Annotated in this window: 14 protein-coding genes and 3 pseudogenes; 8 read left to right on the forward strand and 9 right to left on the reverse strand. The window is 65.8% G+C overall.

Annotation, left to right across the window (positions count from 1 at the left end; genetic code table 11):
- Positions 1-10: 10 nt before the first annotated feature.
- The 3 genes from ACTGJ9_RS31270 to ACTGJ9_RS31280 all read left to right on the forward strand — a co-directional run bounded on the left by ACTGJ9_RS31270 (position 11) and on the right by ACTGJ9_RS31280 (position 5126).
- Positions 11-982, forward strand: a complete 972-nt coding sequence (locus ACTGJ9_RS31270) for a zinc-binding dehydrogenase (RefSeq protein ID WP_456674184.1) — start codon at positions 11-13, stop codon at positions 980-982.
- Between the two features lie 227 nt (positions 983-1209).
- Entirely contained in the window at positions 1210-2583 is a 1374-nt protein-coding gene (locus tag ACTGJ9_RS31275; protein ID WP_456674185.1) for a cation diffusion facilitator family transporter, read from the forward strand.
- A 212-nt stretch (positions 2584-2795) separates the two neighbouring features.
- Positions 2796-5126, forward strand: coding sequence for a PAS domain-containing sensor histidine kinase (locus ACTGJ9_RS31280; protein ID WP_456674186.1), 2331 nt, complete (start codon positions 2796-2798; stop codon positions 5124-5126).
- A 121-nt stretch (positions 5127-5247) separates the two neighbouring features.
- On the opposite strand, the pseudogene ACTGJ9_RS31285 reads toward ACTGJ9_RS31280, so the two are convergent.
- A pseudogene (locus ACTGJ9_RS31285) lies at positions 5248-6140 on the reverse strand (LysR family transcriptional regulator).
- Between the two features lie 224 nt (positions 6141-6364).
- Here ACTGJ9_RS31285 and ACTGJ9_RS31290 point away from each other — a divergent pair.
- From ACTGJ9_RS31290 to ACTGJ9_RS31310, 5 genes are read left to right on the forward strand one after another with little or no spacing between them, the layout of a single operon-like run.
- Entirely contained in the window at positions 6365-6853 is a 489-nt protein-coding gene (locus tag ACTGJ9_RS31290) for a formate dehydrogenase subunit gamma (RefSeq protein ID WP_456674187.1), read from the forward strand.
- Positions 6850-8406, forward strand: a complete 1557-nt coding sequence (locus tag ACTGJ9_RS31295) for a formate dehydrogenase beta subunit (protein WP_456674188.1) — start codon at positions 6850-6852, stop codon at positions 8404-8406. The genes ACTGJ9_RS31290 and ACTGJ9_RS31295 overlap by 4 nt, the downstream gene beginning before the upstream one ends.
- Before the next feature lie 10 nt (positions 8407-8416).
- Positions 8417-11290, forward strand: a complete 2874-nt coding sequence (gene fdhF, locus ACTGJ9_RS31300) for a formate dehydrogenase subunit alpha (protein ID WP_456674189.1) — start codon at positions 8417-8419, stop codon at positions 11288-11290.
- A 4-nt stretch (positions 11291-11294) separates the two neighbouring features.
- Positions 11295-12125: a formate dehydrogenase accessory sulfurtransferase FdhD gene (gene fdhD / locus ACTGJ9_RS31305; RefSeq protein ID WP_456674190.1), complete on the forward strand. Its 831-nt coding sequence runs from the start codon at positions 11295-11297 to the stop codon at positions 12123-12125.
- On the forward strand, positions 12112-12348 hold the full coding sequence (locus ACTGJ9_RS31310) for a formate dehydrogenase subunit delta (RefSeq protein ID WP_456674191.1): 237 nt from the start codon (positions 12112-12114) through the stop codon (positions 12346-12348). The genes fdhD and ACTGJ9_RS31310 overlap by 14 nt, the downstream gene beginning before the upstream one ends.
- Here the strand turns inward: ACTGJ9_RS31310 and ACTGJ9_RS31315 are convergent.
- The 8 genes and pseudogenes from ACTGJ9_RS31315 to ccmI all read right to left on the reverse strand — a co-directional run bounded on the left by ACTGJ9_RS31315 (position 12314) and on the right by ccmI (position 23658).
- Positions 12314-15290 (reverse strand): annotated as a pseudogene (locus tag ACTGJ9_RS31315) (bifunctional [glutamine synthetase] adenylyltransferase/[glutamine synthetase]-adenylyl-L-tyrosine phosphorylase). The gene ACTGJ9_RS31310 and the pseudogene ACTGJ9_RS31315 sit on opposite strands and share 35 nt — an antisense overlap.
- Entirely contained in the window at positions 15287-16747 is a 1461-nt protein-coding gene (locus tag ACTGJ9_RS31320; protein WP_456674192.1) for an ATP-binding protein, read from the reverse strand. The pseudogene ACTGJ9_RS31315 and the gene ACTGJ9_RS31320 overlap by 4 nt, the downstream one beginning before the upstream one ends.
- A complete protein-coding gene (locus ACTGJ9_RS31325; protein WP_456674193.1) occupies positions 16731-17411 on the reverse strand; it encodes a winged helix-turn-helix domain-containing protein in 681 nt (226 codons plus the stop codon). Before ACTGJ9_RS31325 ends, ACTGJ9_RS31320 begins: the two co-directional genes overlap by 17 nt.
- Before the next feature lie 292 nt (positions 17412-17703).
- A pseudogene (locus ACTGJ9_RS31330) lies at positions 17704-19280 on the reverse strand (Do family serine endopeptidase).
- A gap of 219 nt (positions 19281-19499) precedes the next feature.
- The gene (locus ACTGJ9_RS31335) at positions 19500-19976 is read right to left on the reverse strand and encodes a cytochrome c-type biogenesis protein (RefSeq protein WP_456674194.1); all 477 of its coding nucleotides are present in this window, start codon (positions 19974-19976) and stop codon (positions 19500-19502) included.
- A 4-nt stretch (positions 19977-19980) separates the two neighbouring features.
- Entirely contained in the window at positions 19981-21963 is a 1983-nt protein-coding gene (locus ACTGJ9_RS31340) for a heme lyase CcmF/NrfE family subunit (RefSeq protein ID WP_456674195.1), read from the reverse strand.
- Positions 21960-22505: a cytochrome c maturation protein CcmE gene (gene ccmE, locus ACTGJ9_RS31345; RefSeq protein ID WP_456674196.1), complete on the reverse strand. Its 546-nt coding sequence runs from the start codon at positions 22503-22505 to the stop codon at positions 21960-21962. The genes ACTGJ9_RS31340 and ccmE overlap by 4 nt, the downstream gene beginning before the upstream one ends.
- Before the next feature lie 37 nt (positions 22506-22542).
- Complete coding sequence (gene ccmI / locus ACTGJ9_RS31350; RefSeq protein ID WP_456674197.1) at positions 22543-23658, reverse strand: c-type cytochrome biogenesis protein CcmI; 1116 nt, start codon at positions 23656-23658, stop codon at positions 22543-22545.
- Position 23659 lies beyond the last annotated feature (1 nt).

A 23659-nucleotide genomic window follows, 5' to 3' on the forward strand; every position in this document is an offset into this window, starting at 1 on the left:
AGAGTCATTCATGAAGGCTTATGTCTATGGTCCTGATGGCGCTCGGATTTCCGACGTCGCTCAACCAAAGCCTAAAGGCACTCAGGTGCTGGTGCGCGTGCGTGCCTGTGGTCTCAATCGTGCCGACACCGGCATGCGCAAGGGGCACGCGCATGGCGCGGCTGGCGGCGTCGGGACCGTGCTCGGGATGGAATGGGCAGGTGAAGTCGCCCAGTTCGGACCGGATGCGAAGGGCGTCAAGGTCGGCGATCGCGTCATGGGCTCGGGGGCCGCGGCTTTCGCCGAGTACACCCTCGCCGACCACGGCCGGCTGTTCCGCGCACCCTCGAACATGAACTTCGAGGAGGCCGCCACCCTCCCGGTCGCGCTCGCGACCATGCACAACGCCGTCGTCACCGTCGGCGGCGTGCAGCCCGGGCAGACCGTCCTGATCCAGGGCGCGAGCTCCGGCGTCGGCCTGATGGCGATGCAGATCGCCAGGCTCAAGGGCGCCAGGATGGTGATCGGCTCCTCGACCGACGCCTATCGCCGCGGCCGGTTGAGCGAATTCGGCGCCGACCTCGCAGTCGATTCCTCCGATCCCAAATGGGTCGAGGAGGTCCTGAAGGCGACGAACGGCGAAGGCGTCGACCTCATCGTCGACCAGGTCTCCGGCAAGGTCGCGAACCAGAACCTTGCCGCGACGAAGGTCCTGGGCCGCATCGTCAATGTCGGCCGGCTCGGCGGCACCCATGCCGACTTCAACTTCGACCTGCATGCCGCCCGCCGCATCTCCTATATCGGCGTCACCTTCCGCACTCGCACCATCGAGGAGGTCCGCGCGATCTTCGACGAGGTCCGGAAGGACATCTGGGGCGCAGTGGAATCGCGCAAGCTGCAATTGCCGATCGACAGGGTCTACGCCTTCGACGACATCGACAAGGCGTTCGAGCACATGGAGGCGAACAAGCACCTCGGAAAGATCGTGGTGACGGTGCCGTAGCCGTCATCCGCGGTCTCGGAGGGTGGGCAAAGCGCAAGCGTGCCCACCATGTGTCGGCTATCGCGAACAGTGGTGGGCACAGCGCTACGCGCCTTTGCCCACCCTACGAGACCGGTCGTTGAGCATCCCCCAACGACGCCATCGACACTCCCGCTCCTGCAACTCACTAGCGACTACAGCTGTGGATCGTCGCTTGATGTTCGCGAACGCCCTGCTAAATCCCGGCGATGAGCGGACAACACAGCAAGACATCGGTCGCGGCAATCTCGATCCTGGCCAGCGGCGGCATGGCGGCGGCCAAATTCGCGGTCGGGATCGCGATCGGCTCGCTGGCGCTGGTCTCCGAAGCGCTGCACTCCTCGATCGACCTGGTCGCAACCATCATCACCTGGGCGGTGGTGCGGGTCTCGGACAAGCCGGCCGACGACGAGCACCATTACGGCCACGGCAAGCTCGAGAGCATCTCCGCCCTCGGCGTCACCGCCCTGCTCTACGTGCTCGCCGGCGGCATCCTGGTCCAGGCCTATAGCCACTTTCGCGAGGGAACCCCGCCGCCGACCATCTCTGCCGTCCCGTTCGTCGTGCTGGTGATCGACATCGCCGTCAATCTCTGGCGCGCCCGCGCGCTGCACCGCGCCGCCCGGGAGACCCGGAGCGAAGCGCTCGCCGCCGACGCGCTGCACTTTGCATCGGATGTCATGGGCTCGTGCGCCGTGATCGTGGGCCTGATTCTCGCGGCCCTCGGCTTCTGGTGGGGTGACGCCGCCGCCGCCGCCGCCGTGGCCGTGATGATCGCCCTGCTCGGCCTGCGGATGGCAAGCTCCACGGTGCACACGCTGATCGACCGCGCGCCGGAAGGCGCCCAGGAGAAAGCCACCGCGGCGGTCCGCAGCGTACCCGGCGTGATCGACGTCGAGCGGCTGCGGGTCCGCATGGTGGGTGCAACCACCTTCATCGACACCATCGCAAAGGTGCCGCGGACCTATCCGATCGACCGCGTCGAGGAGATCAAGCGCGACGCGCAAGCCGCCGTCTCCAGGGCGTTCGGCGATGCCGATCTCACCTTCGCCGCAGTGCCGGTCGCCCGCGACAACGAGACCGTGCGCGAGCGCATCATGGTGATCGCGCGCAATTCCGGTCTCGCCGTCCACCATGTCACGGTGCACGACCTCGGCGGCAAGCTGATCGTCGGCATCGATCTCGAGGTCGACGCCGAAATGGCCCTCGAGGCCGCCCACGACGTCGCCAACACGCTGGAGCGCAACATCCAGGAGGAGTTCGGCGCGGACGTCGAGGTCGACGTCCATATCGAGCCGCTGGAGCCGGAACTGCCGTTCGGCGCCGATGCCGCGCCGGACAGGGTGCAGGCCATCGCGGCCGCGCTCACCGAATATGCCGCCGGCGGCGAGATCCACGACATCCATAATGTGCGCGTGCGCGATACCGAGGGTGGCGAGATCGTCAACTTCCATTGCCGCGCCACGCCGTCGATGAGCGTGATCAAGGTGCACGACCAGGTCGATGCGATCGAGCGCCGCCTGCGTCGCGCGTTCCCGAGCGTGAAGCGGGTCATCAGCCACGCCGAACCGCCGCGCGCGTGATGGAGTCGCACGTTCTCGTTTCGGACTCGTCACACACGTGAGTTTGCGGACTCGAAACGCGTAGACTCTTCATTGGATAAGAATTATTTCGCGTTAACGTTTCGTTGACTCTCGACAGCCTGCGCAAACTGGATTCAAATCGCTGTGATCTGAAAGCGATGTGGGGCTGCTTTCGAAATTCGTCGTAAGCAGGTTTTCAGGGGGCCGAAGGCATGGCGCGTGCAGACGCCGCGAACGCATGCGTCCAATCCGATTCGATCAAAGGATTGGCGCAGTCGATCGCGAAACCAGCCTATCATCGGCTGTTGATCGCCGAGCCGGCGCTGCGACGCGCCGTGCCGACGCTCATCATCGCCTTCCTTATCACGATCTGCCTCGGCGCATTCGTCCAGGTCGTCGACCAGACGCGCCAGAAGCGGCTGGTGATTCAGAACGACATTTCATTCCTCGCCGAATTGCTCGCCGAGCGCATCGACCGCGTCACCTCCGTGCGCGCCGAGCGGCTAAAGGCCATCGAGAACCTGCCGACGCTGCTGCCCGACATGATCCCGTCCCGGGCCAGAGTCTCGGGCCGCCACGTCGTCGTCACCTCGGCTGGCATCGACCGCCGCATCCTCGCCCGCATTCCGATCGACAGCGATCCCTCAGGCAACGACCGCCTGCTCGATGCCATCACCACCGCACAGCTGCTCGCAGCACCACCGCGCGACAATGACGTCTCCGATATGACGCTGCCGAACGGCAACGCCGCGATGGCGACCTCGCGGCAGATCAACTCGCTGCCGGGCCTCGTCACCGTAATCCAGGAGCGCAACGAACCGATCTGGGGTTCGGATGCGGCCCTTTCGGTGACCTTGTCGGCCACCACCGGCTTCGTCGTGCTGATCCTCGGCTTCGCCTTCCACTGGCAGTCGACCCGCGCCCGTGAAGGCGACCTCATCAACGACGCCGTGCGCGGCCGAATCGACACCGCGCTCAACCGCGGCCGCTGCGGCCTGTGGGACTGGGACCTGTCGCGCGGCCGGATCTTCTGGTCGCAATCGATGTTTTCGATGCTGGGCCTCGACGGCCGCAACGAGCTCCTCACCTTCGGCGAGGTCAATGCCCTGGTGAAGTCGGATGACATCGACCTGTTCGCGATCGCAGACCAGCTCATCTCCGAGAAGATCGACCACATCGACCAGACCTTCCGCATGCAGCATGTCGACGGCCACTGGATCTGGCTCCGCGTCCGCTGCGAGCGGACCCGCGGTACCGGCGATTCCGGCACGCACCTGATCGGCATCGCGGTCGACATCACCGAGCAGAAGAGCCTCGCCGAGCGCTCAGTCGAAGCCGACCTGCGCCTGCGCGACGCGATCGAGACCATTCCGGAAGCCTTCGTGCTCTGGGACGCCAGCGACCGTCTGGTGCTCTGCAATTCGCACTTCCAGCGCCTGCACAAGCTGCCCGAGACCGCCGTGATCCCGGGCACCTCCTACGAGACCGTGCTGGAAGTCGGTCGCATGCCGGAAGTCCGCACCCGCCACAACGAGACCGTCAGCCAGGGCCCGGGCGCGCGCACTTTCGAAGCCCAGCTCGACGACGGTAGCTGGCTCCATATCAGCGAGCGCCGCACCAAGGACGGCGGCTACGTTTCGGTCGGCACCGACATCACCCGCATCAAGGAGCACGAGCAGAAGCTCGTCGACAACGATCTGCGCCTGCGCGCCACCGTCATCGACCTCAAGCGCTCGCAAGCGGCGCTGGAACGCCAGACCATCGAGCTCGCCGACCTCGCCGAGAAGTACCAGCGCGAGAAGACCCGGGCCGAGGAAGCCAACCAGACCAAGTCGAAATTCCTCGCCAATATGAGCCACGAGCTGCGCACGCCGCTGAACGCGATCATCGGCTTCTCCGAGATCATGGGCTCGGGCATGTTCGGCGAGCTTGGCAGCGAGAAGTACCAGGAATACTGCCACGACATCCTGACCAGCGGCCATTATCTGCTCGAGGTCATCAACGATATCCTCGACATGTCCAAGATCGAAGCCGGCCGGATGAAGCTCGATATGGAAGAGCTCGACCTCGGACAGGCGCTCGCGGAATCCCTGCGGGTCGTCGCCGGCCGGGCACAGGACAAGAATCTGGCGCTTGACGCCGATATCGCGACATCGATCTCCGTCGTGGCCGACCGCCGCGCCACCAAGCAGATCATCGTCAACCTGCTGTCCAACGCCGTGAAGTTCACGCCCGACGGCGGACGCATCGTGGTGCGCAGCCGGCAGCTCGAGGACAGGATCGTGCTGATGATCGCCGACACCGGCATCGGCATCGCGCCGCACTCGCTGGCGCGGCTCGGACGCCCGTTCGAGCAGGTCGAGAGCCAGCTCACCAAGACCTATCACGGCTCCGGCCTCGGCCTTGCGATTGCCCGCTCGCTGGCGCAGCTCCATGGCGGCTCGATGCGGCTGCGCTCCAGGCTCGAAGTCGGCACCGTCGTCCGCGTGACGCTGCCGCGCGACGCCATCAAGGCAGCAGCCGGAATTTCCGCTGCCGCCTGAGGCCTAGATGAGACCAGAACCCCTCACCCGGACCGCATCTTCGATGCGATCCGACCTCTCCCTACGGGAGAGGTGAACTGAGCTCTCGGTTGGCATCGATTCAACCAAACGACATTCCGCCTTACGCTTGCAACGTCGGCGCCACTTCGCGCGCGACATTGACCAGCGCCGCGATCAGCGGCGTCATCGGATCGCGCTGCGGGATCACGAGACCAATGCTGTAATTGACCTCGGGATCGGAGATCGGGATCGAGCGGACCGTGTCGGAGAGGCCGAGCGTCTCGGCGAGCTTGGCCGGCATCACGCTCGCCCACCGCCCGGTCTTGACATGCGTGTACAGCACCAGCAGTGAGTTCGAGGTCAATGTCGGCGTCGCCTCCGCGCCGACCGAGCGCAGCGCGCGATCGATGATGCGGCGGTTCTGCATGTCGGGGGTCAGCAGGCACAGCGGCACCTGGCCGACCTCGGTCCAGGTCACAGACTCCCGGTCGCCGAACATCGCATCCGGCGCGGTGAGCAAGCGATAGCTCTCATTGTAGAGCGGAATGGTGCGCACCTTCCCGATCGGCTCGTTCTCGATATAGGTCAGTCCCGCATCGACCTCGAGATTTTCGAGCAGCCCCAGCACCTCGGACGAGGTCGTTGAGCGGATGCTGAAGCGCACATCGGGGTGCCGGGCGCGAAATGGTGTCGTCAGCGAGGCCACCATGCCGAGCACGGTCGGAATCGCCGCAATCCGAATCTCGCCGGAAAGCTTGTCCTTCAGCGAGTTGATCTCCTGACGCATCGCGCGGGCATCGCCGACGATCCGCCGCGCCCAATCGAGCGCCCGCTCGCCTTCGGGGTGAATCCTTGAAACCGCGATCCGCGCTGGACCAGCATCACGCCGAGGATCTCCTCGAGCTGTTTCAGCCCTGTCGACATGGTCGGCTGGGTGACGCCGCAGGACTCTGCCGCCCGTCCAAAATGCCGCTCCTTGGCCAGCGCCAGCAACAGTTCAAGCTTGTCTATCAACCGTCCGTCCCCTGCGTCGCTGTGGTGGCATACAAGCTATCACGCCGGGCCTGCACCAACACGCAAAAACCGGCAGTCGATACAAGTTTCATCAGCTCTTCGTATCGACCGATTGCTCTTCCAAATCGATCTGAATTCGCAATCGCAGCATGAGACAGCTTTATTGATCTTCGAACGATTCCAAATAGTTTGCGCGCAAGCGACGCTCAATTTGAGAACGAAGAATGACAGCGGTTTACGAGCCTTGTTACGAGCTTTGGGACGAGACGCGCGGCGCCGAGATCATCGCCGAACATGCCGGGCAGGAAGGCGCGACGCTGGTCATTCTGCATGCGCTCCAGAAGGCGTTCGGCTATGTGCCGGAGGCTGCGATTCCCATGGTGGCGCAGGCGCTGAACCTGTCGCGCGCCGAAGTGCATGGCGTCTTCACCTTTTACCACGACTTCCGCCACAAGCCGGCCGGCCGCCACGTGCTGAAGCTGTGCCGCGCCGAGGCCTGCCAGGCCGCCGGTGGCGATGCGCTGGCTGCCCGCGCGGAAGCGAAGCTCGGCGTCTCGCTCGGCAACACGACTGCGGATGATCGGGTCACGCTGGAGCCGATCTATTGCCTCGGACTGTGCGCGACCGCGCCGTCCGCGATGCTCGATGGCCGCCTCGTCGGCCGGCTCGACGAGAGGCGCATCGACGCGCTGGTCGCGGAGGCGCAGCGATGAACATGCGGATCTTCATTCCTCGCGATGCCGCTGCGGTTGCCGTCGGCGCCGATAAAATTGCGGTCGCCTTCGAGCAGGTCGCGGCCAAGCACGGGCTGCCGATCGAGATCATCAGGACCGGCTCCCGCGGCCTCTGCTGGCTGGAGCCGATGGTCGAGGTCGCAACCGCCCAAGGCAGGGTCGCCTATGGCCCGGTCAGCGCGGAGGACGTCGCCTCCGTGTTGGAGTCCATGGCAAGCAACGGACCGCACGCGCTGCGGCTCGGCATCGCAGACGAGATTCCCTGGCTGAAGCGCCAGACCCGCCTCACCTTCGCCCGCTGCGGCGTGATCGATCCGCGCTCGCTCGAGGACTACCGCGCCCAGGGCGGTTACAAGGGCCTGGAGCGCGCGCTCGCGCTCGGGTCGGACGCAATCCTCAACGAAGTGACGGCGTCCGGCCTGCGTGGCCGCGGCGGCGCCGGCTTTCCGACCGGCATCAAGTGGAAGACCGTGGCGCAAGCCAGCGCAGATCGCAAGTTCATCGTCTGCAACGCCGACGAAGGCGACAGCGGCACCTTCGCCGACCGCATGATCATGGAAGGCGATCCCTTCCTCGTCATCGAGGGCATGACGACGGCTGGCATCACCGTCGGAGCGACCAAGGGCTACATCTACATCCGCAGCGAATATCCACATGCGGTCGAGGCGATGAAGGCCGCGATCTCGGCGGCGAGGCGCGGCGGCTATCTCGGCGACAAGATTGGCGGCTCGACGCATAGCTTCGACATGGACGTACGCGTCGGCGCCGGCGCTTACGTTTGCGGCGAGGAGACTTCGCTGCTGGAGAGCCTCGAAGGCCGCCGTGGCCTGGTGCGGGCAAAGCCGCCGCTGCCGGCGCATCACGGCCTGTTCGGCAAGCCGACCGTGATCAACAACGTGCTGTCGTTCGCAGCCATCCCCTTCATCCTCGCCGAAGGCGCCAAGGCTTACGCCGATTTCGGCATGGGGCGCTCGCGCGGCACGATGCCGATCCAGCTTGCCGGCAACATCCGTCAGGGCGGGCTGTTCGAGACGGCGTTCGGCGTGACGCTCGGCGAGCTCGTCGACGACATCGGCGGCGGCACGTTCACCGGCCGCCCGGTCCGCGCCGTGCAGGTCGGCGGCCCGCTCGGCGCCTATTTCCCCCGCGCGCTGTTCGACACCCCGTTCGACTACGAGGCCTTTGCCGCACGGGACGGCCTGATCGGCCATGGCGGCATCGTCGTGTTCGACGACAGCGTCGACATGCGCAAGCAGGCGCGTTTCGCCATGGAGTTCTGCGCCGTCGAATCCTGCGGCAAGTGCACGCCGTGCCGGATCGGTTCGACCCGCGGCGTCGAGACCATCGAGAAGATCATCAAGGGCGAGCGGGTCACCGAAAACCTCGCGCTGGTCGAAGACCTCTGCAACACCATGAAATTCGGCTCGCTTTGCGCACTCGGCGGCTTCACGCCTTACCCGGTGCTCAGCGCATTGAAGCACTTCCGGGAGGATTTCGTCCCGGCGCCGACCACGCTTCAGGCCGCGGAATAGGAGAACGACGATGTCTCTGATCGAAGAAATCGACTACGGCACGCCGCGCTCCAAATCGGAAACGATGGTGACGCTGACCATCGACGGTAACCAGGTCACGGTGCCCGAGGGCACCTCGATCATGCGGGCCGCGATGGATGCCGGCCACCAGATTCCCAAGCTTTGCGCGACCGACATGGTCGACGCCTTCGGCTCCTGCCGGCTCTGCGTCGTCGAGATCGAGGGCCGCGCGGGCACGCCGGCCTCCTGCACCACGCCGGTGATGCCCGGACTCGTCGTTCACACCCAGAGCGAGCGGCTGAAAAAGCTGCGCAAGGGCGTGATGGAGCTCTACATCTCCGACCATCCGCTCGACTGCCTCACCTGCGGCGCCAACGGCGATTGCGAATTGCAGGACATGGCCGGCGCCGTGGGCCTGCGCGACGTGCGCTACGGCTATGAGGGCGAGAACCACGTCTTCGCCAAGTCCCATGGCGAGGTGAATGCCGCCTGGATGCCGAAGGACGAGTCCAACCCCTATTTCACCTACGATCCCTCGAAGTGCATCGTGTGCTCGCGCTGCGTCCGCGCCTGCGAGGAAGTGCAAGGCACCTTCGCGCTGACGATCTCCGGCCGCGGTTTCGACAGCCGCGTCTCGCCCGGCATGAGCGAGAGCTTTCTCGGCTCCGAATGCGTCTCCTGCGGCGCCTGCGTGCAGGCCTGCCCGACCGCGACGCTCACGGAGAAGTCCGTGATCGAGATCGGCCAGCCCGAGCGCTCCGTCGTCACCACCTGCGCCTATTGCGGCGTCGGCTGCACCTTCAAGGCCGAGATGCGTGGCGAGGAGGTCGTGCGCATGGTGCCGTACAAGGACGGCAAGGCCAATCGCGGCCATTCCTGCGTCAAGGGCCGCTTCGCCTGGGGCTATACCAACCACAAGGAGCGCATCCTCAATCCGATGATCCGCGAGCGGATCGAGAATCCCTGGCGCGAAGTGTCCTGGGATGAAGCCTTCACGTTCGCCGCGGCCAGGATGCGCGGCATCCAGAAGAAATACGGCCCTGACGCGATCGGCGGCATCACGTCGTCCCGCTGCACCAACGAAGAGACCTATCTGGTGCAGAAGCTGATCCGCGCCGGCTTCGGCAACAACAATGTCGACACCTGCGCGCGCGTCTGCCACTCCCCGACCGGCTATGGTCTTTCGGTCACGTTCGGCACCTCGGCCGGCACGCAGGATTTCGACTCGGTCGAGGATACCGACGTCGCCATGATCATCGGCGCCAACCCGGCCTCGGCTCACCCCGTCTTCGCCTCCCGCCTGAAGAAGCGGCTGCGCCAGGGTGCCAAGCTGATCGTGATCGATCCGCGCCGCACCGAGATGGTGGAATCGCCGCATGTGAAGGCGCTGCATCTGCCGCTGATGCCCGGCACCAACGTGGCCGTCGTGACGGCGCTGGCGCATGTCATCGTCACCGAAGGCCTCGTCAACGAAGCCTTCGTGCGCGAGCGCTGCGACTGGGCCGAGTTCGAGGAATGGGCCGCCTTCGTCGCCCAGCCCAAGCACAGCCCGGAAGCGACCGCCATCCTCACCGGAGTCGATCCGAAAGATCTGCGCGAAGCCGCCCGCATCTACGCCACCGGCGGCAACGGTGCGATCTATTACGGCCTCGGCGTCACCGAGCACAGCCAGGGTTCGACCACCGTGATCGCGATCGCCAATCTGGCGATGGTTACAGGCAATATCGGCCGTCCCGGTGTTGGGGTGAACCCGCTGCGCGGCCAGAACAACGTGCAGGGCTCCTGCGACATGGGCTCGTTCCCGCACGAGCTGCCCGGCTATCGCCATATCTCGGGCGATGCCGTGCGCGACCAGTTCGAGGCGCTCTGGAACGTCAAGCTCAACCCGGAGCCGGGCCTGCGCATTCCCAACATGTTCGATGCCGCCATCGAAGGCACGTTCATGGGGCTCTATGTGCAGGGCGAAGACATCCTGCAATCCGATCCCAACACCAAGCATGTGGTAGCGGCGCTGTCCGCGATGGAATGCGTCATCGTCCACGACCTCTTCCTCAACGAGACCGCGAACTACGCCCACGTCTTCCTCCCCGGCTCGAGCTTCCTCGAGAAGGACGGCACCTTCACCAATGCCGAACGCCGCATCCAGCGCGTTCGCAAGGTGATGTCGCCGAAGAACGGCATGGCCGACTGGGAGGTCACGATCGCGCTCTCCAAGGCGATGGGATTCGAGATGAACTACAGCCATCCCTCGGAGATCATGGACGAGATCGCGGCGCTGACGCCGACCTTTGCCGGGGTCTCCTACGCCAAGCTGGACGAGCTCGGCTCGGTGCAGTGGCCCTGCAACGAGAAGGCGCCGGAGGGCACGCCGGTGATGCATATCGGAGGCTTCGTCCGTGGCAAGGGCAAGTTCGTCGTGACCGAGTATGTCGCGACCGACGAGCGCACCGGTCCCCGCTTCCCGCTGCTGCTCACGACGGGGCGCATCCTCAGCCAGTACAATGTCGGCGCGCAGACAAGGCGCACCGAGAACGTGGTCTGGCACGCCGAAGACCGGCTGGAGATCCATCCGCACGACGCCGAGCAGCGCGGCGTCCGCGACGGCGACTGGGTGCGGTTGCAGAGCCGCGCCGGCGAGACCACGCTGCGCGCGGAGCTCACCGACCGCGTCGCGCCCGGCGTCGTCTACACCACGTTCCACCACCCGGACACGCAGGCCAACGTGATCACGACCGACTATTCGGACTGGGCGACCAACTGCCCCGAATACAAGGTGACGGCGGTGCAGATCTCGCCGTCGAACGGCCCATCCGACTGGCAGAAGAGCTACGACGAACAGGCGCGGCACTCCCGCCGCATAGCGCCGGCCGAGGCCGCGGAGTAACCGCATGCACGTGCCGGTCCAGGCCATCGACCGCGAGATCTGGCGCGATGGCACCGCGTCCGGAGGGGCGCGGCTGATCCCCGAGGAGACGCCGCTGGCGCTGAGCTATAATGGCGGTACCTATGCCGTCATGATGGGGACGCCGCAAAACCTCGAGGATTTCGCCGTCGGCTTCAGCCTGGACGAAGGCATCATCACATCGGTCGACGACATCAAGTCGCTCGATGTGGTCCGCCTCGACGACGGCATAGAGCTGCGCATGTGGCTCGGCTCGGAGAACGCCGCGCGCATCAGCGAGCGCCGCCGCCACATCGCAGGACCGACCGGCTGCGGCATCTGCGGCATCGATTCGATCGCCGAAGCCGTGCGGCCGGCCGCCGTGGTGCCGCAGGGCCAGACCTTCACGCCGCAGCAGATCATGACGGCGATGCAGGCGATCGCCCCTCTGCAATCGATCAACGTGCAAACCCGGGCGGTCCACGCCGCGGCCTTCTGGTCGCCATCGAATGGCATCGTGGCCCTGCGCGAAGACGTCGGTCGACACAACGCCCTCGACAAGCTCGCAGGCGCGCTCGCGCGCAGCCGGACGGACGCGAGCTGCGGCATGGTGCTGCTGACGAGCCGCGTTTCGGTCGAGATGGTGCAGAAGACGGCCGCCATCGGCGCGCCTGTGATGGTCGCGGTCTCCGCACCGACCGCGCTTGCGGTCCGCACCGCGGAAGCCGCAGGCATCACGCTGATTGCAATTGCCCGCACCGACGGGTTTGAAGTGTTCACGCACCAGAGCCGCGTCACGGCTCATCGGGCTCCGGAGATCATCGATGTCGTCGCCTGATCGTCTTGTCTACATGGCCAACCAGATCGGCACGTTCTTCCGCAGCCAGGGCCGCGACAAGGCCGTGCCGGGGATCGCCGATCACATCAAGAAGTTCTGGGATCCCCGGATGAAGCGCGCAATTTTCGCGCATCTCGACGCCGGCGGCGCAGGCCTCGAGCCCTACGTGCTCGAAGCCCTCAGTTCGCTCAAGCGGACGGCTTCCCTTCCAGGAGCGCACTGAACACGCGCCGCACTTCGCCCTGCGTCTCCTTCACGCGCGCCTCCAGCGACGAGAAATCCGGCGCATCGCCGGCGCGCGCCATCACGCGCTGCAGATCCGTGCCCGCCGTTTCCGGCTTGAAGCGATCGCTGACGCAGAGCCGCAGGATTTGCGTCAGATCGTGATAGAGCCGCGCCGCGGCGCGCAGGATCTCCGCCTCCGACTGCGGCAGCACGCCGAGCCTGGCGGCATTCTCGAGCACCTGCACCGTGCTGACGTCGAGAATGTCCGGTTTGTCGTGGGCATGCACGAGCTGGAGATATTGCGCGATGAAGTCGATATCGACCATGCCGCCGGAGGCATATTTCAGATCCCAATGGTCGCTCTCGCCCTTCTCCTGCGCGATCGCGCGGCGCATGTCGGCGACGTCGTTGGCGATGATCGCGGGATCACGACGGCGGGTCAGGACCTCGCGGATGATGCGCTCGACCCGCGCGGCGAATTCGGGCGATGCCGAGACCACGCGCGCGCGCGTCAACGCCATGTGCTCCCAGGTCCAGGCCTCGTTGGCCTGATAGTCCGCGAAGGAGACGAGGCTCGACGCCACGGGACCCGCGCGCCCCGAAGGGCGCAGCCGCATGTCGATCTCGTAGAGCACGCCGTAATTGGTGCGGGTCGTGAAGGCGCTGATCAGGCGCTGCGTCAACCGGGCGAAGTAATGCGCGCCCTGCAGTGACTTCTGGCCGTCTGAATCCGGATTGTCGCTGTCGAAATCGTAGAGCAGAATCAGGTCGAGATCCGAGGACGCCGTGATCTCGCGGCTGCCGAGCCGGCCCATCGCGATGATGGCCGTCTCCTGCCCTTCGATGCGCCCGTGCTGATCGGCGAAGCGCTCGGCGACAAGGCCGTGCACGGTGTCGACGATACCCTCGGCCACATCGGCGAAGGCCGTGCTCGCCTGCTGCGCCGAGACGGTGCCGGAGAGAATGCGCGTGCCGATCAGGAACAGGCTCTCCTGCCCGAACAGGCGCAGGCGATCCAGAAACTCCTCGTAGGAGCCCGCGTCCTGCACCGTGGCCGCAAGCCGCGCCGACAATTCCTGCTTGTCCGGCATCGCGCCGAAGAAGCGCGGATCGATCAGCCCATCCATCAGCTGCGGCTGCCGCGCCAGCATCTCGCCAAGCCGGGGCGCCGCGCCAAGCACCAGCGCCACGAGCGCAACGAGATCGCGGTTCTGGCCAAGCAGCGTGATCAGCCGGCCGCCGCGCTGGAGCGCCTGGAGGAATTCGTCGAACGCGACGACGGCGCGATCCGGCCCTCGGCATGCGCGAGGCCGTCGATCAGAGCGGGCACGAACTCGACGAAGGCGTTTCGCGTCTGCTCGTTGCGGAAGACGCGGTAGTCGCCGGTGAGCCAATCGCAGACGGTCTGCGCAACGGCAGCGGGCTTCTTGAATCAAGCGTCGTCAGGTGCTGAAGCAGGCGCGGATCGTCGGGACCGGCACGATAGTCGATGGCCGGCAGGCTTGCCGTGCCGGTCGGGTCATCGCCCTCGAACAGCTTTTCGTAGTGTCCCTGAACGATCTCGAGCTGGCGCAGCAGGTCGCGCGCGAAGGTCTCGCGGCTGTCATAGCCGAAGAACCAGGCGAAGCGTTGGATCGCCGCCTTGTCGTCGGGAAGCGCGTGGGTCTGCTCATCGGCTATCATCTGGAGACGGTGCTCGACCCGGCGCAGGAATTCATACGCGGTGGTCAGCTCGTCGCGTGCGTCGAAGGTGATCCAGTTTCTGTCCGCGAGCACATTGAGCGCGGCAAGCGTCGGCCGCACCCGCAATTCCGGATGGCGGCCGCCTGCGATCAGCTGCTGGGTCTGGGCGAAGAACTCGATCTCGCGGATGCCCCCGCGGCCCACCTTGACGTTGTGCCCCTCGACCGCGATCTCGCTTTGGCCGCGATAGGTCTGCATCTGCCGCTTCATGTCGTGCACGTCGGCAAGCGCCGCGAAATCGAGATGCTTGCGCCACACAAACGGGGAGATCTCGGCCAGCAGCGCTTCGCCCGCCCTCGCATCGCCGGCGCAGGCACGCGCCTTGATCATTGCGGCACGCTCCCAGGTGCGCCCTTCCCGCTCATAGTAATGCAGCGCGGCGTCGCGTGAGATCGCGACCTGGGTCGAGGACGGATCGGGCCGCAGCCGCAGATCGACACGGAAGACATAGCCATCATAGGTGCGCTGCTGGAGAATGCGCGCCATGCCCTGCGTCACCCGGACGAAGAACGGCTGTGGCTCGATATCCGGCGCAAGTGTCGTCGCATCCGGATCGAAGAACACGATGAGATCGATGTCGCTGGAATAGTTCAGCTCGCCCGCGCCCATCTTGCCCATCGCGAGCACGATCAGACCGCAGCCGATTTCCGGCGCCTCGGGATCGGGTGGCACGAGCTTGCCGCGTGCGGCTTCCTGTCGCAGCAAGTATTGCAGCGCCGCCTGCACCGAGGACACCGCGAGATCGGTCAGCGCGGCTGTCACCCGCATCACCGGCCAGACTCCGCCGATGTCGCACAACGCGATCAGGAGCGCCGCCTCCGCCTTCATGCGACGAAGCAGCCGCATCACCTCGGCTTCGTCGGGCGCGCCGAGCACGGCGCCCCTCGTCTCCGCGATCAGTGCGGCGAGATGCGCATCCGGTTCGCATTCGAGCAGCCGGATCAGGCGTAGCGGATCGGCGCGGACCAGATCGAACAGATAAGGCGAGAATTCCGCGATCCCGGCGAGAATAGTCCGGGCAAAGGGATGAACCAGCAGCGCTTCCACACGAGCCGACCGTGCCGGCTCGAGTTCGGCCAGCCAATTTTCAAAACGTCGTTCGTCGGTTGTGGAAGCGGCAATATGGGGAGCCTCCGCGAAGCGCGTGGCCAGGCTCTCACCATGCTTGTCCGCGTTTCCCGGCGCGGAGTGGTTCATGCCACCTTCTGTGGCACATCCGGTATTGGAGGAGCAACCCTGTCGCTGGCGCCGGTACGCGCCGGAAGCACCAGCGTGGCGATGAGGCCAGGCTGGGCATCGCCCAGCCGCAGTTCACCGCCATGCAAGGTGGCGACGGCCGAAGCGAGGCTGAGGCCGAGGCCGGAGCCCGGCATGGTTCGGCTCGCCTCCAGCCGGACGAATCGCTCGACGACGTGCTTGCGGTCGGCCTCGGGAATTCCGGGGCCGCGGTCGGTGACGCTGAGCAGCACCTGGTCGCCCTCGCGCTTCGCCTCGATCGTGATCTGACGGGCGTCCATGCTGACCACGGTTCCCGCCGCCTGCGCCGCCGGCTTGCCGTATTTGATCGCGTTCTCGACGAGATTGGCGAGTGCCTGGCTGATCAATTCGCGATTGCCGTGAATGGTCGCGGCCTGCGCCTTGACCTTCAAAGTCATGCCGTCGTCCTCGGCCAGCGGCTCGTACAGCTCATGGATGCCGTTGACGACGTCGGCGGCGTCGAAATCATCCATATTGCCGCGCGCCTGACCAGACTCGGCGCGCGCGATCATCAGCAGCGCGTTGAAAGTGCGGATCAAGCCGTCGGACTCCTCAATGGTCCGCTCCAGCGCGGCCCGATAGTCGGCCTCGCTCCCCGATTTCGCCAGCGCCTCCTCGGCGCGGTTACGCAGGCGCGTCAGCGGCGTCTTGAGGTCGTGGGCGATGTTGTCGGAGACTTCCTTCAGTCCCGCCATCAGCGCCTCGATCCGCTCCAGCATGGCGTTGAGGTTTTCGGCGAGGCGGTCGAGCTCATCGCCACTGCGCCCGACGGGCAGCCGCTCGCTGAGATCGCCGATCATGATGCGATGGGCCGTGCCCGACATCGCGTCGATGCGCGTCAGCACCCTGCGCGCAACGAAAACGCCGCCGCCGAGCCCAAGCACCACGACGATCAGCACCGACCATTGCGCCGCCTTGGCGACGATGCCGAACAGCCGCCGTCGCTCGTCGAGATCGCGGCCGATCAGGAGACGGAAGCCGTTCTCCAACTCGGTCACACGCACCAGCGCGCGATGATCGTGCTCGTTCGTGTCCTCGATCCGCCTATAGGCCGTCTCCGACCAGCCGGGCGTTGCCATCACGCCCGGTGCGAGCGAGCCGACGTTGCCGGCAACCGCCTGCCCGGTCGGCGTGGTCACGAGGTAGAGGTTGGCGCCCGGCCGCAGCGCGCGATATTCGATCGCGCGCACGAGGCCGAACAGGCCGCGGCGCCCGTAGATCTCGTTGATCTCCGAGGTCTCGGCATTCACCGTCTGCGTGATCTCTTCGGTGATCAGACGCCGCGTGTTCCAGGCAAAATAGCCGAGCAGCGAGGCCGCGAAAATCGCAAACAGAAACAGGTAGACCAGCGTCAGCCGGAATGCCGTGGTGCGGATAAGCTTACCGAATGCCGTCACGGATCATGTACCCGGCGCCGCGGATCGTGTGCAGCAGCGGCCGCTCAAAACCCTTGTCGATCTTGGAGCGCAGCCGCGAAATGTGCACGTCGATCACGTTGGTCTGCGGATCGAAATGATAGTCCCAGACGTTCTCCAGCAGCATGGTGCGCGTCACCACCTGGCCGGCATGCTTCATCAGATATTCGAGCAACCGGAATTCGCGCGGCTGCAGCGTCAGCTCGTCCTTGCCGCGGGCAACACGGTGAGAGAGCCGGTCGAGCTCGAGGTCGCCGACACGGTAAAGCGTGTCCTCGGCCGGGCCGCCGCGGCGGCGCGACAGCACCTCGACGCGGGCCAGCAGCTCGGCGAAGGAATAGGGTTTCGGCAGATAGTCGTCGCCGCCGGCGCGGAGGCCCTTGATGCGGTCGTCGACCTGCCCGAGCGCGGAGAGAATCAGCACCGGCGTCGTATCGCCCTTGTCTCGCAGCGACCCGATCAGCGACAGCCCGTCGCGCTTGGGCAGCATGCGATCGATCACCAGCACGTCGTAATCACCGTTCTCGGCCATGGCGAAGCCCTCCTCGCCGTCACCGGCGTGGTCGGCAATGTGTCCGACCTCGCGAAACGCCTTCACGAGATAGTCGGCGGATTCGCGGTCGTCTTCGATGATGAGGAGGCGCATTGTGCGTTCGGCGGCGGTCAAGGAGGTCAACCTTCTCTGAACATGGCGCGAGCGGCAATCGCATGCAAGCCAAGCGAACGGGACTTGGGTAGGCAAAAAGGCGGGCGGTGAAGCTGGGGGGACCTCACCGCCCTAGGCCTTCCGACGGAGGGGGGCGTAATTCCACCGGAAGGTAGGTGTGGGGAGCAAACTTGCGCTGCTCCCCGGAAGAGTGCCGGCGGCGGGGGCGACTGATGCCGGCGACACCCCTCATCTCGTAAGCCTCCTGAGGCTCAGCTCTTGTCAGCCCTTGTTAACCCTTGGCGATGGGCACCGCGACGAAGCGCGACTGGCCGCCGCTCTTCACGCGCATCAGGACGCTGTTCTTGTTGTCGGTCCGCGCCGTGTTGATGGCGTCGCGGACGTCGCCGGCGGTGCTCACGCTCTTGCCGCCGACTTCGAGAATCACATCGCCTTCCTTGAAGCCGCGCTCGGCGGCTGCGCTCTTCGGATCGACTTCGGTGACCACGACGCCGTCCTTCCCGGCGCCAGCCACGGAGTTGGCGGGCGCAACCGTCATGCCGAGCTTCGGCACGTCGGTGCCCTTGCTGGCGCCCTTGCCGCTGTCATTGTCGATGTCGGCCTTGGCCTCGACCGTGTTCGGCAACTGGCCGAGGGTGAGGTTCACGACCTTGTCCTGACCCTTGTGCAGCACATTGAGCTTCACGGACGCGCCGGGCGCCATGCCGCCGATGGTGCGCGCGAGTTCGCGGGCGTCCTTGACGGATTCGCCGTTGACCGACGTGATCACGTCGCCGGACTCGATGCCGGCCTTGGCCGCCGGACCATCCTTCTGCGGCTCCGCCACCAGCGCGCCTTCGGCCTTCTTCATGCCGAGGCTGTCGGCGATGTCCGAGGTGACGGGCTGGATCTGCACGCCGATCCAGCCGCGGCTGACCGAGCCCTTGTCCTTGAGCTGGGCAACCACGCTCTTCACGGTGTTGGCGGGGATCGAGAACGCGATACCGACGCTGCCGCCGGAGGGCGAATAGATCGCGGTGTTGACGCCCATCACCTCGCCCTCGGTGTTGAAGGCCGGACCGCCGGAATTGCCTTTGTTCACGGGCGCATCGATCTGGATGAAATCGTCATACGGGCCGTTGCCGATGTCGCGGCCGCTGGCCGAGACGATGCCCGCGGTCACGGTACCGCCGAGACCGAAGGGGTTGCCGACCGCAAGCACCCAATCGCCGATCCGCGGCTTGCCGTCGGCAAGCTTGGCGAACGGGAAGTTAGAGCCGCCCTCGACCTTGATCAGAGCAAGGTCGGTGCGCTGGTCGGTGCCGATCACCTTCGCGCTGTAGGTCTTGCCGTCGTCGGTGGTGACCTCGACCTTGTCGGCGCCGTCGACCACGTGGTTGTTGGTCACGGCATAGCCGTCAGCCGAGATGAAGAAGCCGGAGCCCTGGCCCTGCACGACACGGCCACGGCCTCCTTCAGGCCCGGAAAACCGTCCGGACCGCCGAAGCGGCGGAAGAAGCGCTCCATCGGTGAGCCCGGCTGGAACGGCGAGGCAGAATCATCGCCGTCGTCGTTGCTCGCGGTCTTCTCCTTGATGTTGACTTTGACCGAGATCACCGAGGGCTTCACGCGCTCGACGATGTCGGCGAAGCCGATCGGACGCTCGACCTTCTTGACCTCGTTGTTGACCTGCGCGTGCGCCGGACTCGAGAACAGGTCGGCGGGCGACGTCGACGGACTGAAGCCATGGACGGCGATGCCGAGACCGGCGACGACCGAGGCCATCAGCGCGATTCTGCGGGCGGAAAACACCGAACGGCGGGGCTGCCGGTAGGACGGAAGATTCGTGAGGTCGGGACGGTCGGTCATGCAGGTCTCAAGGCCTTGAAATCCATTTGGTGCCCGGTAAAGGCACCTTACGAGCCTGAACATGGGGACTTGCGCCTTACCGCGCGCTGGCTGCGGGGTTAAACTTTTGTAATGAAGGCCATGCCGGCGTGCGGCAGTTTAGCGCAGACCGAAAATCGCGGTTTGACAGGAACTTAATGGAGTTCCCGAAAGGGTTGTCGACCGCCTTGTATGACCACGCTAACGCGATGTGTCGGACATCAATGCGGCGAGCCGTGCTTTTTCATCGGGGGTCAGCGGCGAAGCCGGTGCGTCTGCGCCACTTCGAAAGCGGCGGCGGTTTTGCCACCACAGCGCAAAGCCACCGCCGGCCAGCAGCAGCGGCGCGAGCAGCCACAATAGCAGGGTCTGCCGTTCGAAGCGCGGCTTCAGCAGCACGAACTCGCCGTAACGGGCGACCAGGAAATCGAGCACCTGAGAATTGCTGTCGCCCGCCGCAATCCGCTCGCGCACGAGAAGACGCAGATCGCGCGCGAGCGGCGCATCGGAATCATCGATCGACTGGTTCTGGCAGACCATGCAGCGCAGCTCGCGCGACAAGTCGCGCGCGCGCGCTTCCTTCGCGGGATCCGACATGATCTCGTCGGGCTGCACGGCATGCACCGCGGGCATAGCTAGCAGCATGAGCGCCACGAGCGCGGGCATCATCCGGCGCATCAAATCACTCCGCCGGTTGCAGGCGTTGCTTGGCCCGCGCCGGCTTCGGCGCGCCAACCCGCAGGCGCCGGTCCGATAGCGACAGCACGCCGCCGAACGCCATCAGCACGGGCCCCCACCAGATCATGAGCACCAACGGCTTGTGATAGATGCGCACGGCGATTGCGCCCTCGGCGGTGACGTCGCCGAGCGAAATGTAGAGCTGGCTGGCGCCACGGGTCAAAAGCGCTGCCTCAGTGGTCGAGGAGCCGCGCGTGGTAAAACTGCGCTTCGACGGCGTCATCACGCTGAGCGCTTCGCCGTCCCGACTGACGTTGAACTGGGCAATCATCTCGCGGTAGTTCGGCCCCTGGCGCTCAAGCAGGCCGTCGAGCTTCAGGTCATATCCGGCGACCTGCGCAATATCGTTCGGCTTCATGGTCGCGATATATTCGCTGTTCCAGGTGGTCTCGCAGACGATCCCGATCAGCGCGACACCGAGACCGGCATGCGCGAACACGGTCCCCCATGCCGACCGCGGCAGACCGCGGGCGCGAAGCAGCGACGTTGCGAACGGCAGGCGAAACAAGCCGGTTCGTTCGGCCAAGTCAGTCAAGGCACCGCCGATGACGAAGACTCCGAGGCCGATGGCCAATGGCGCCAGTGCGCTACCGCCACGCGTCCAGGCCCAGATGATGGCGATCACCACAAGACCCGCTACGCCGGCCGCGAGCAGCCGCTGGGTGACGCCGAGCAGATCGCCCCGCTTCCATGCCAGCATCGGCCCGAACGGCACCGCGAGCAGCAGCAACACGAACAGCGGCACGAAGCTTAGATTGTAGAACGGTGCGCCGACCGACATCTTGAAGTCGGCCAGCACTTCCATCCCCAGCGGATAGAGCGTGCCGAACAGCACGACCGCGCAGGCCACCGTCAGCAGCAGATTATTCAGCACCAGCGCGCCTTCGCGCGAGATCGGCGCGAACAAGCCGCCCTGCTTCAACGAGGTCGCGCGCCCCGCGAACAGCGACAGGCTGCCGCCGATGAACAGGCAGAGGATCAGCAGGATGAAGACGCCGCGGGTCGGATCATTGGCGAAAGCGTGGACGGAGGTGATGACGCCCGAGCGCACCAGGAAGGTGCCGAGCAGCGACAGCGAGAAGGTCAGGATCGAAAGCAGGATGGTCCAGACCTTCAGCGCGTTGCGCTTCTCCATCACCAGCGCCGAGTGCAGCAGCGCGGTGCCGGCGAGCCACGGCATCAGCGAGGCGTTCTCGACCGGGTCCCAGAACCACCAGCCGCCCCAGCCGAGTTCGTAATAGGCCCAGTAGGAGCCCATCGCGATGCCGAGCGTCAGGAAGATCCAGGCGACCAGCGTCCACGGCCGCACCCAGCGCGCCCATGCCGCATCGATCCGCCCCTCGATCAGCGCCGCGATCGCGAACGAGAACGAGATCGAGAAGCCGACATAGCCGAGATAGAGCATCGGCGGATGCACGGCGAGACCGATGTCCTGGAGCACCGGATTGAGGTCGCGCCCCTCGATCGGCGGATTGACGATGCGCAGGAACGGATTCGAGGTGATCAGGATGAACAGATAGAAGGCGCTCGCGATCCAGGCCTGAACCGCCAGCACATGCGCACGCAGCGACAGCGGCAGATTGTTGCCGAAGGCCGCAACGAGCCCGCCGAACAGCGCCAGGATCGACACCCACAACAGCATCGAGCCTTCATGGTTTCCCCACACGCCGGTGATCTTGTAGATCAGCGGCTTCATGGAGTGGGAATTCTCGTAGACGTTGGCGACGGAGAAATCCGAGTTCACGTGCAACGTCACAAGCGCGATGAACGACGCGCCGACGAACAGGAGCTGCGCCAGGGCGGTGGAACGCGCCACGTTCATCAGCGCCGGATCACGCAAGCGCGCGCCGATCATCGGCACCAAGGACTGGATCAGCGCCAGCGCGAGCGCCAGCACCAGGGCATAATGTCCGGCCTCCGCGATCACCGCACCGCTCCCTGCGAATTGCCCTGCGCCGTCGTCGTCGAAGGCTTTGCATCACCAGAAGGCCCGGCATCACCAGAAGGCTTGGGACTACCAGAAGCCTGGGCGCCGTAATCGTCCTTCCAGTGCCCCTGCTTCTTCAGGGCATCGGCCACGTCCTTGGGCATATAGGTCTCGTCGTGCTTGGCCAGCACGGTGTCGGCCTTGAACACGCCGTTGGCATCGAGCGCGCCTTCGGCGACGACGCCCTGCCCTTCACGGAACAGATCAGGCAGGATGCCCTTGTAGGCGACGGGCAGCCTGGCACCGCCATCGCCCACCTCAAACGTCACCGCGAGATTGTCGCCGCGCTGCAGCGAGCCTGGCTCCACCAGGCCGCCGAGGCGAAAACGCTTGCCGGGCTGGACATGCTTTTCGGCCACCATGGTCGGGGTCGAGAAGAACACGATGGAGTCGCGAAGTGCGTTGAGCACCAGCGCGGCGGCAAGCGCGAGCACGGCGAGCGAGCCGCCGATGATGGTCATACGTCGCTGCTTGCGCGTCATGGCGTATCCGTTCTCCGCTCGTCTCGTGCTGCGACTGTCATCCGTCGAGCCCGAGAGTCTTGAGGCCTTCGTTGAGCTGGCGCAGCCGCTCGGAATCGTTGGCGATTGCCTGGCGCGCCTCGGTCGAGGCGCCCAGGGCCTTGTCGCGCTCGCCCATCACCAGATAGGCGCGTACCAGACGCAGCCAGCCGTCGACATCGTCGCCGTTCTGCTTGAGGCGCGTGGCGAGACGTTCGACCATGCTGCGGACCATCGCGTTGCGATCGCCGTCGTTCATCTCCCTCGACGCGGCGATCGTCTCGTCCGACAGCGCCGGCATCGTCACGCCGCCGCCGCCGACCCGCGCGAGCGAGGTCTGCACCAGCGGCCGCCACGGCGCATCGGCGGGTGCTTTCGCCAGCAGCGCGCGCCAGATATTGGCTGCGTCATCCTTGCGGCCGTCCTGCTCGGCAGCGAGCCCGAGGAAGTAGTTCGCCTTGGGATCGTCGGCGTTGAGCGCGTGCGCGCGCTCGAACTCGGTCTTGGCTTCCGCCGTCACCACGCCGCTGGCAGCGGCCGCAATCGCCTCGCCGAGATCGGAGCGGCGCTCCGCGCTCTCGCCGTTATAGGTGATCGAGTTGCGATAGGCGCGCACGGCCTCGTCGAAGCGGCCGAGCCGCTCCAGCACCGGCGCGAGCACGTTCCAGCCGCGACCGTCGCTCGGATTTTTTTCCAGGTGTTGCTGGACCTGCGCGACGAGGTTCTCGAGCGACTGCGCCATGCCGGGGGCCGCCCCACGCTCCCGCTGCGCCAGCGGAAAATCGCGAAGCGCGGGCGAGCCGAGCGGACCATAGATCGCGAACGCCACCAGAGGCACGCCGACCAGTGCCAGCACGGCGGCCGCGCGGCGCCATTTCAGACTGGACGTCGGCACGAGCGCGGACTCGCTGCCGGCCGCCGCGAGCAGCCTGCGGCTGATCTCGACGCGCGCCGCCTCGGCTTCGGGTAGCGCGATCAGTCCTGCCGCGAGATCACGCTCGATCTCGGCCAGCTGGTCCTTGTAGACCGCGACCTCGCTGCCTCCATTCCCAGAACGCGCGTCACGACCGAGCGGCCAGAGCACGGCGAATATCGCCGCGACCGTCATCAGCGCGAACACGAACCATAGCGTCATC

It is taken from the genome of Bradyrhizobium sp. RDM12 (assembly GCF_051917485.1).
GTDB lineage: Bacteria > Pseudomonadota > Alphaproteobacteria > Rhizobiales > Xanthobacteraceae > Bradyrhizobium.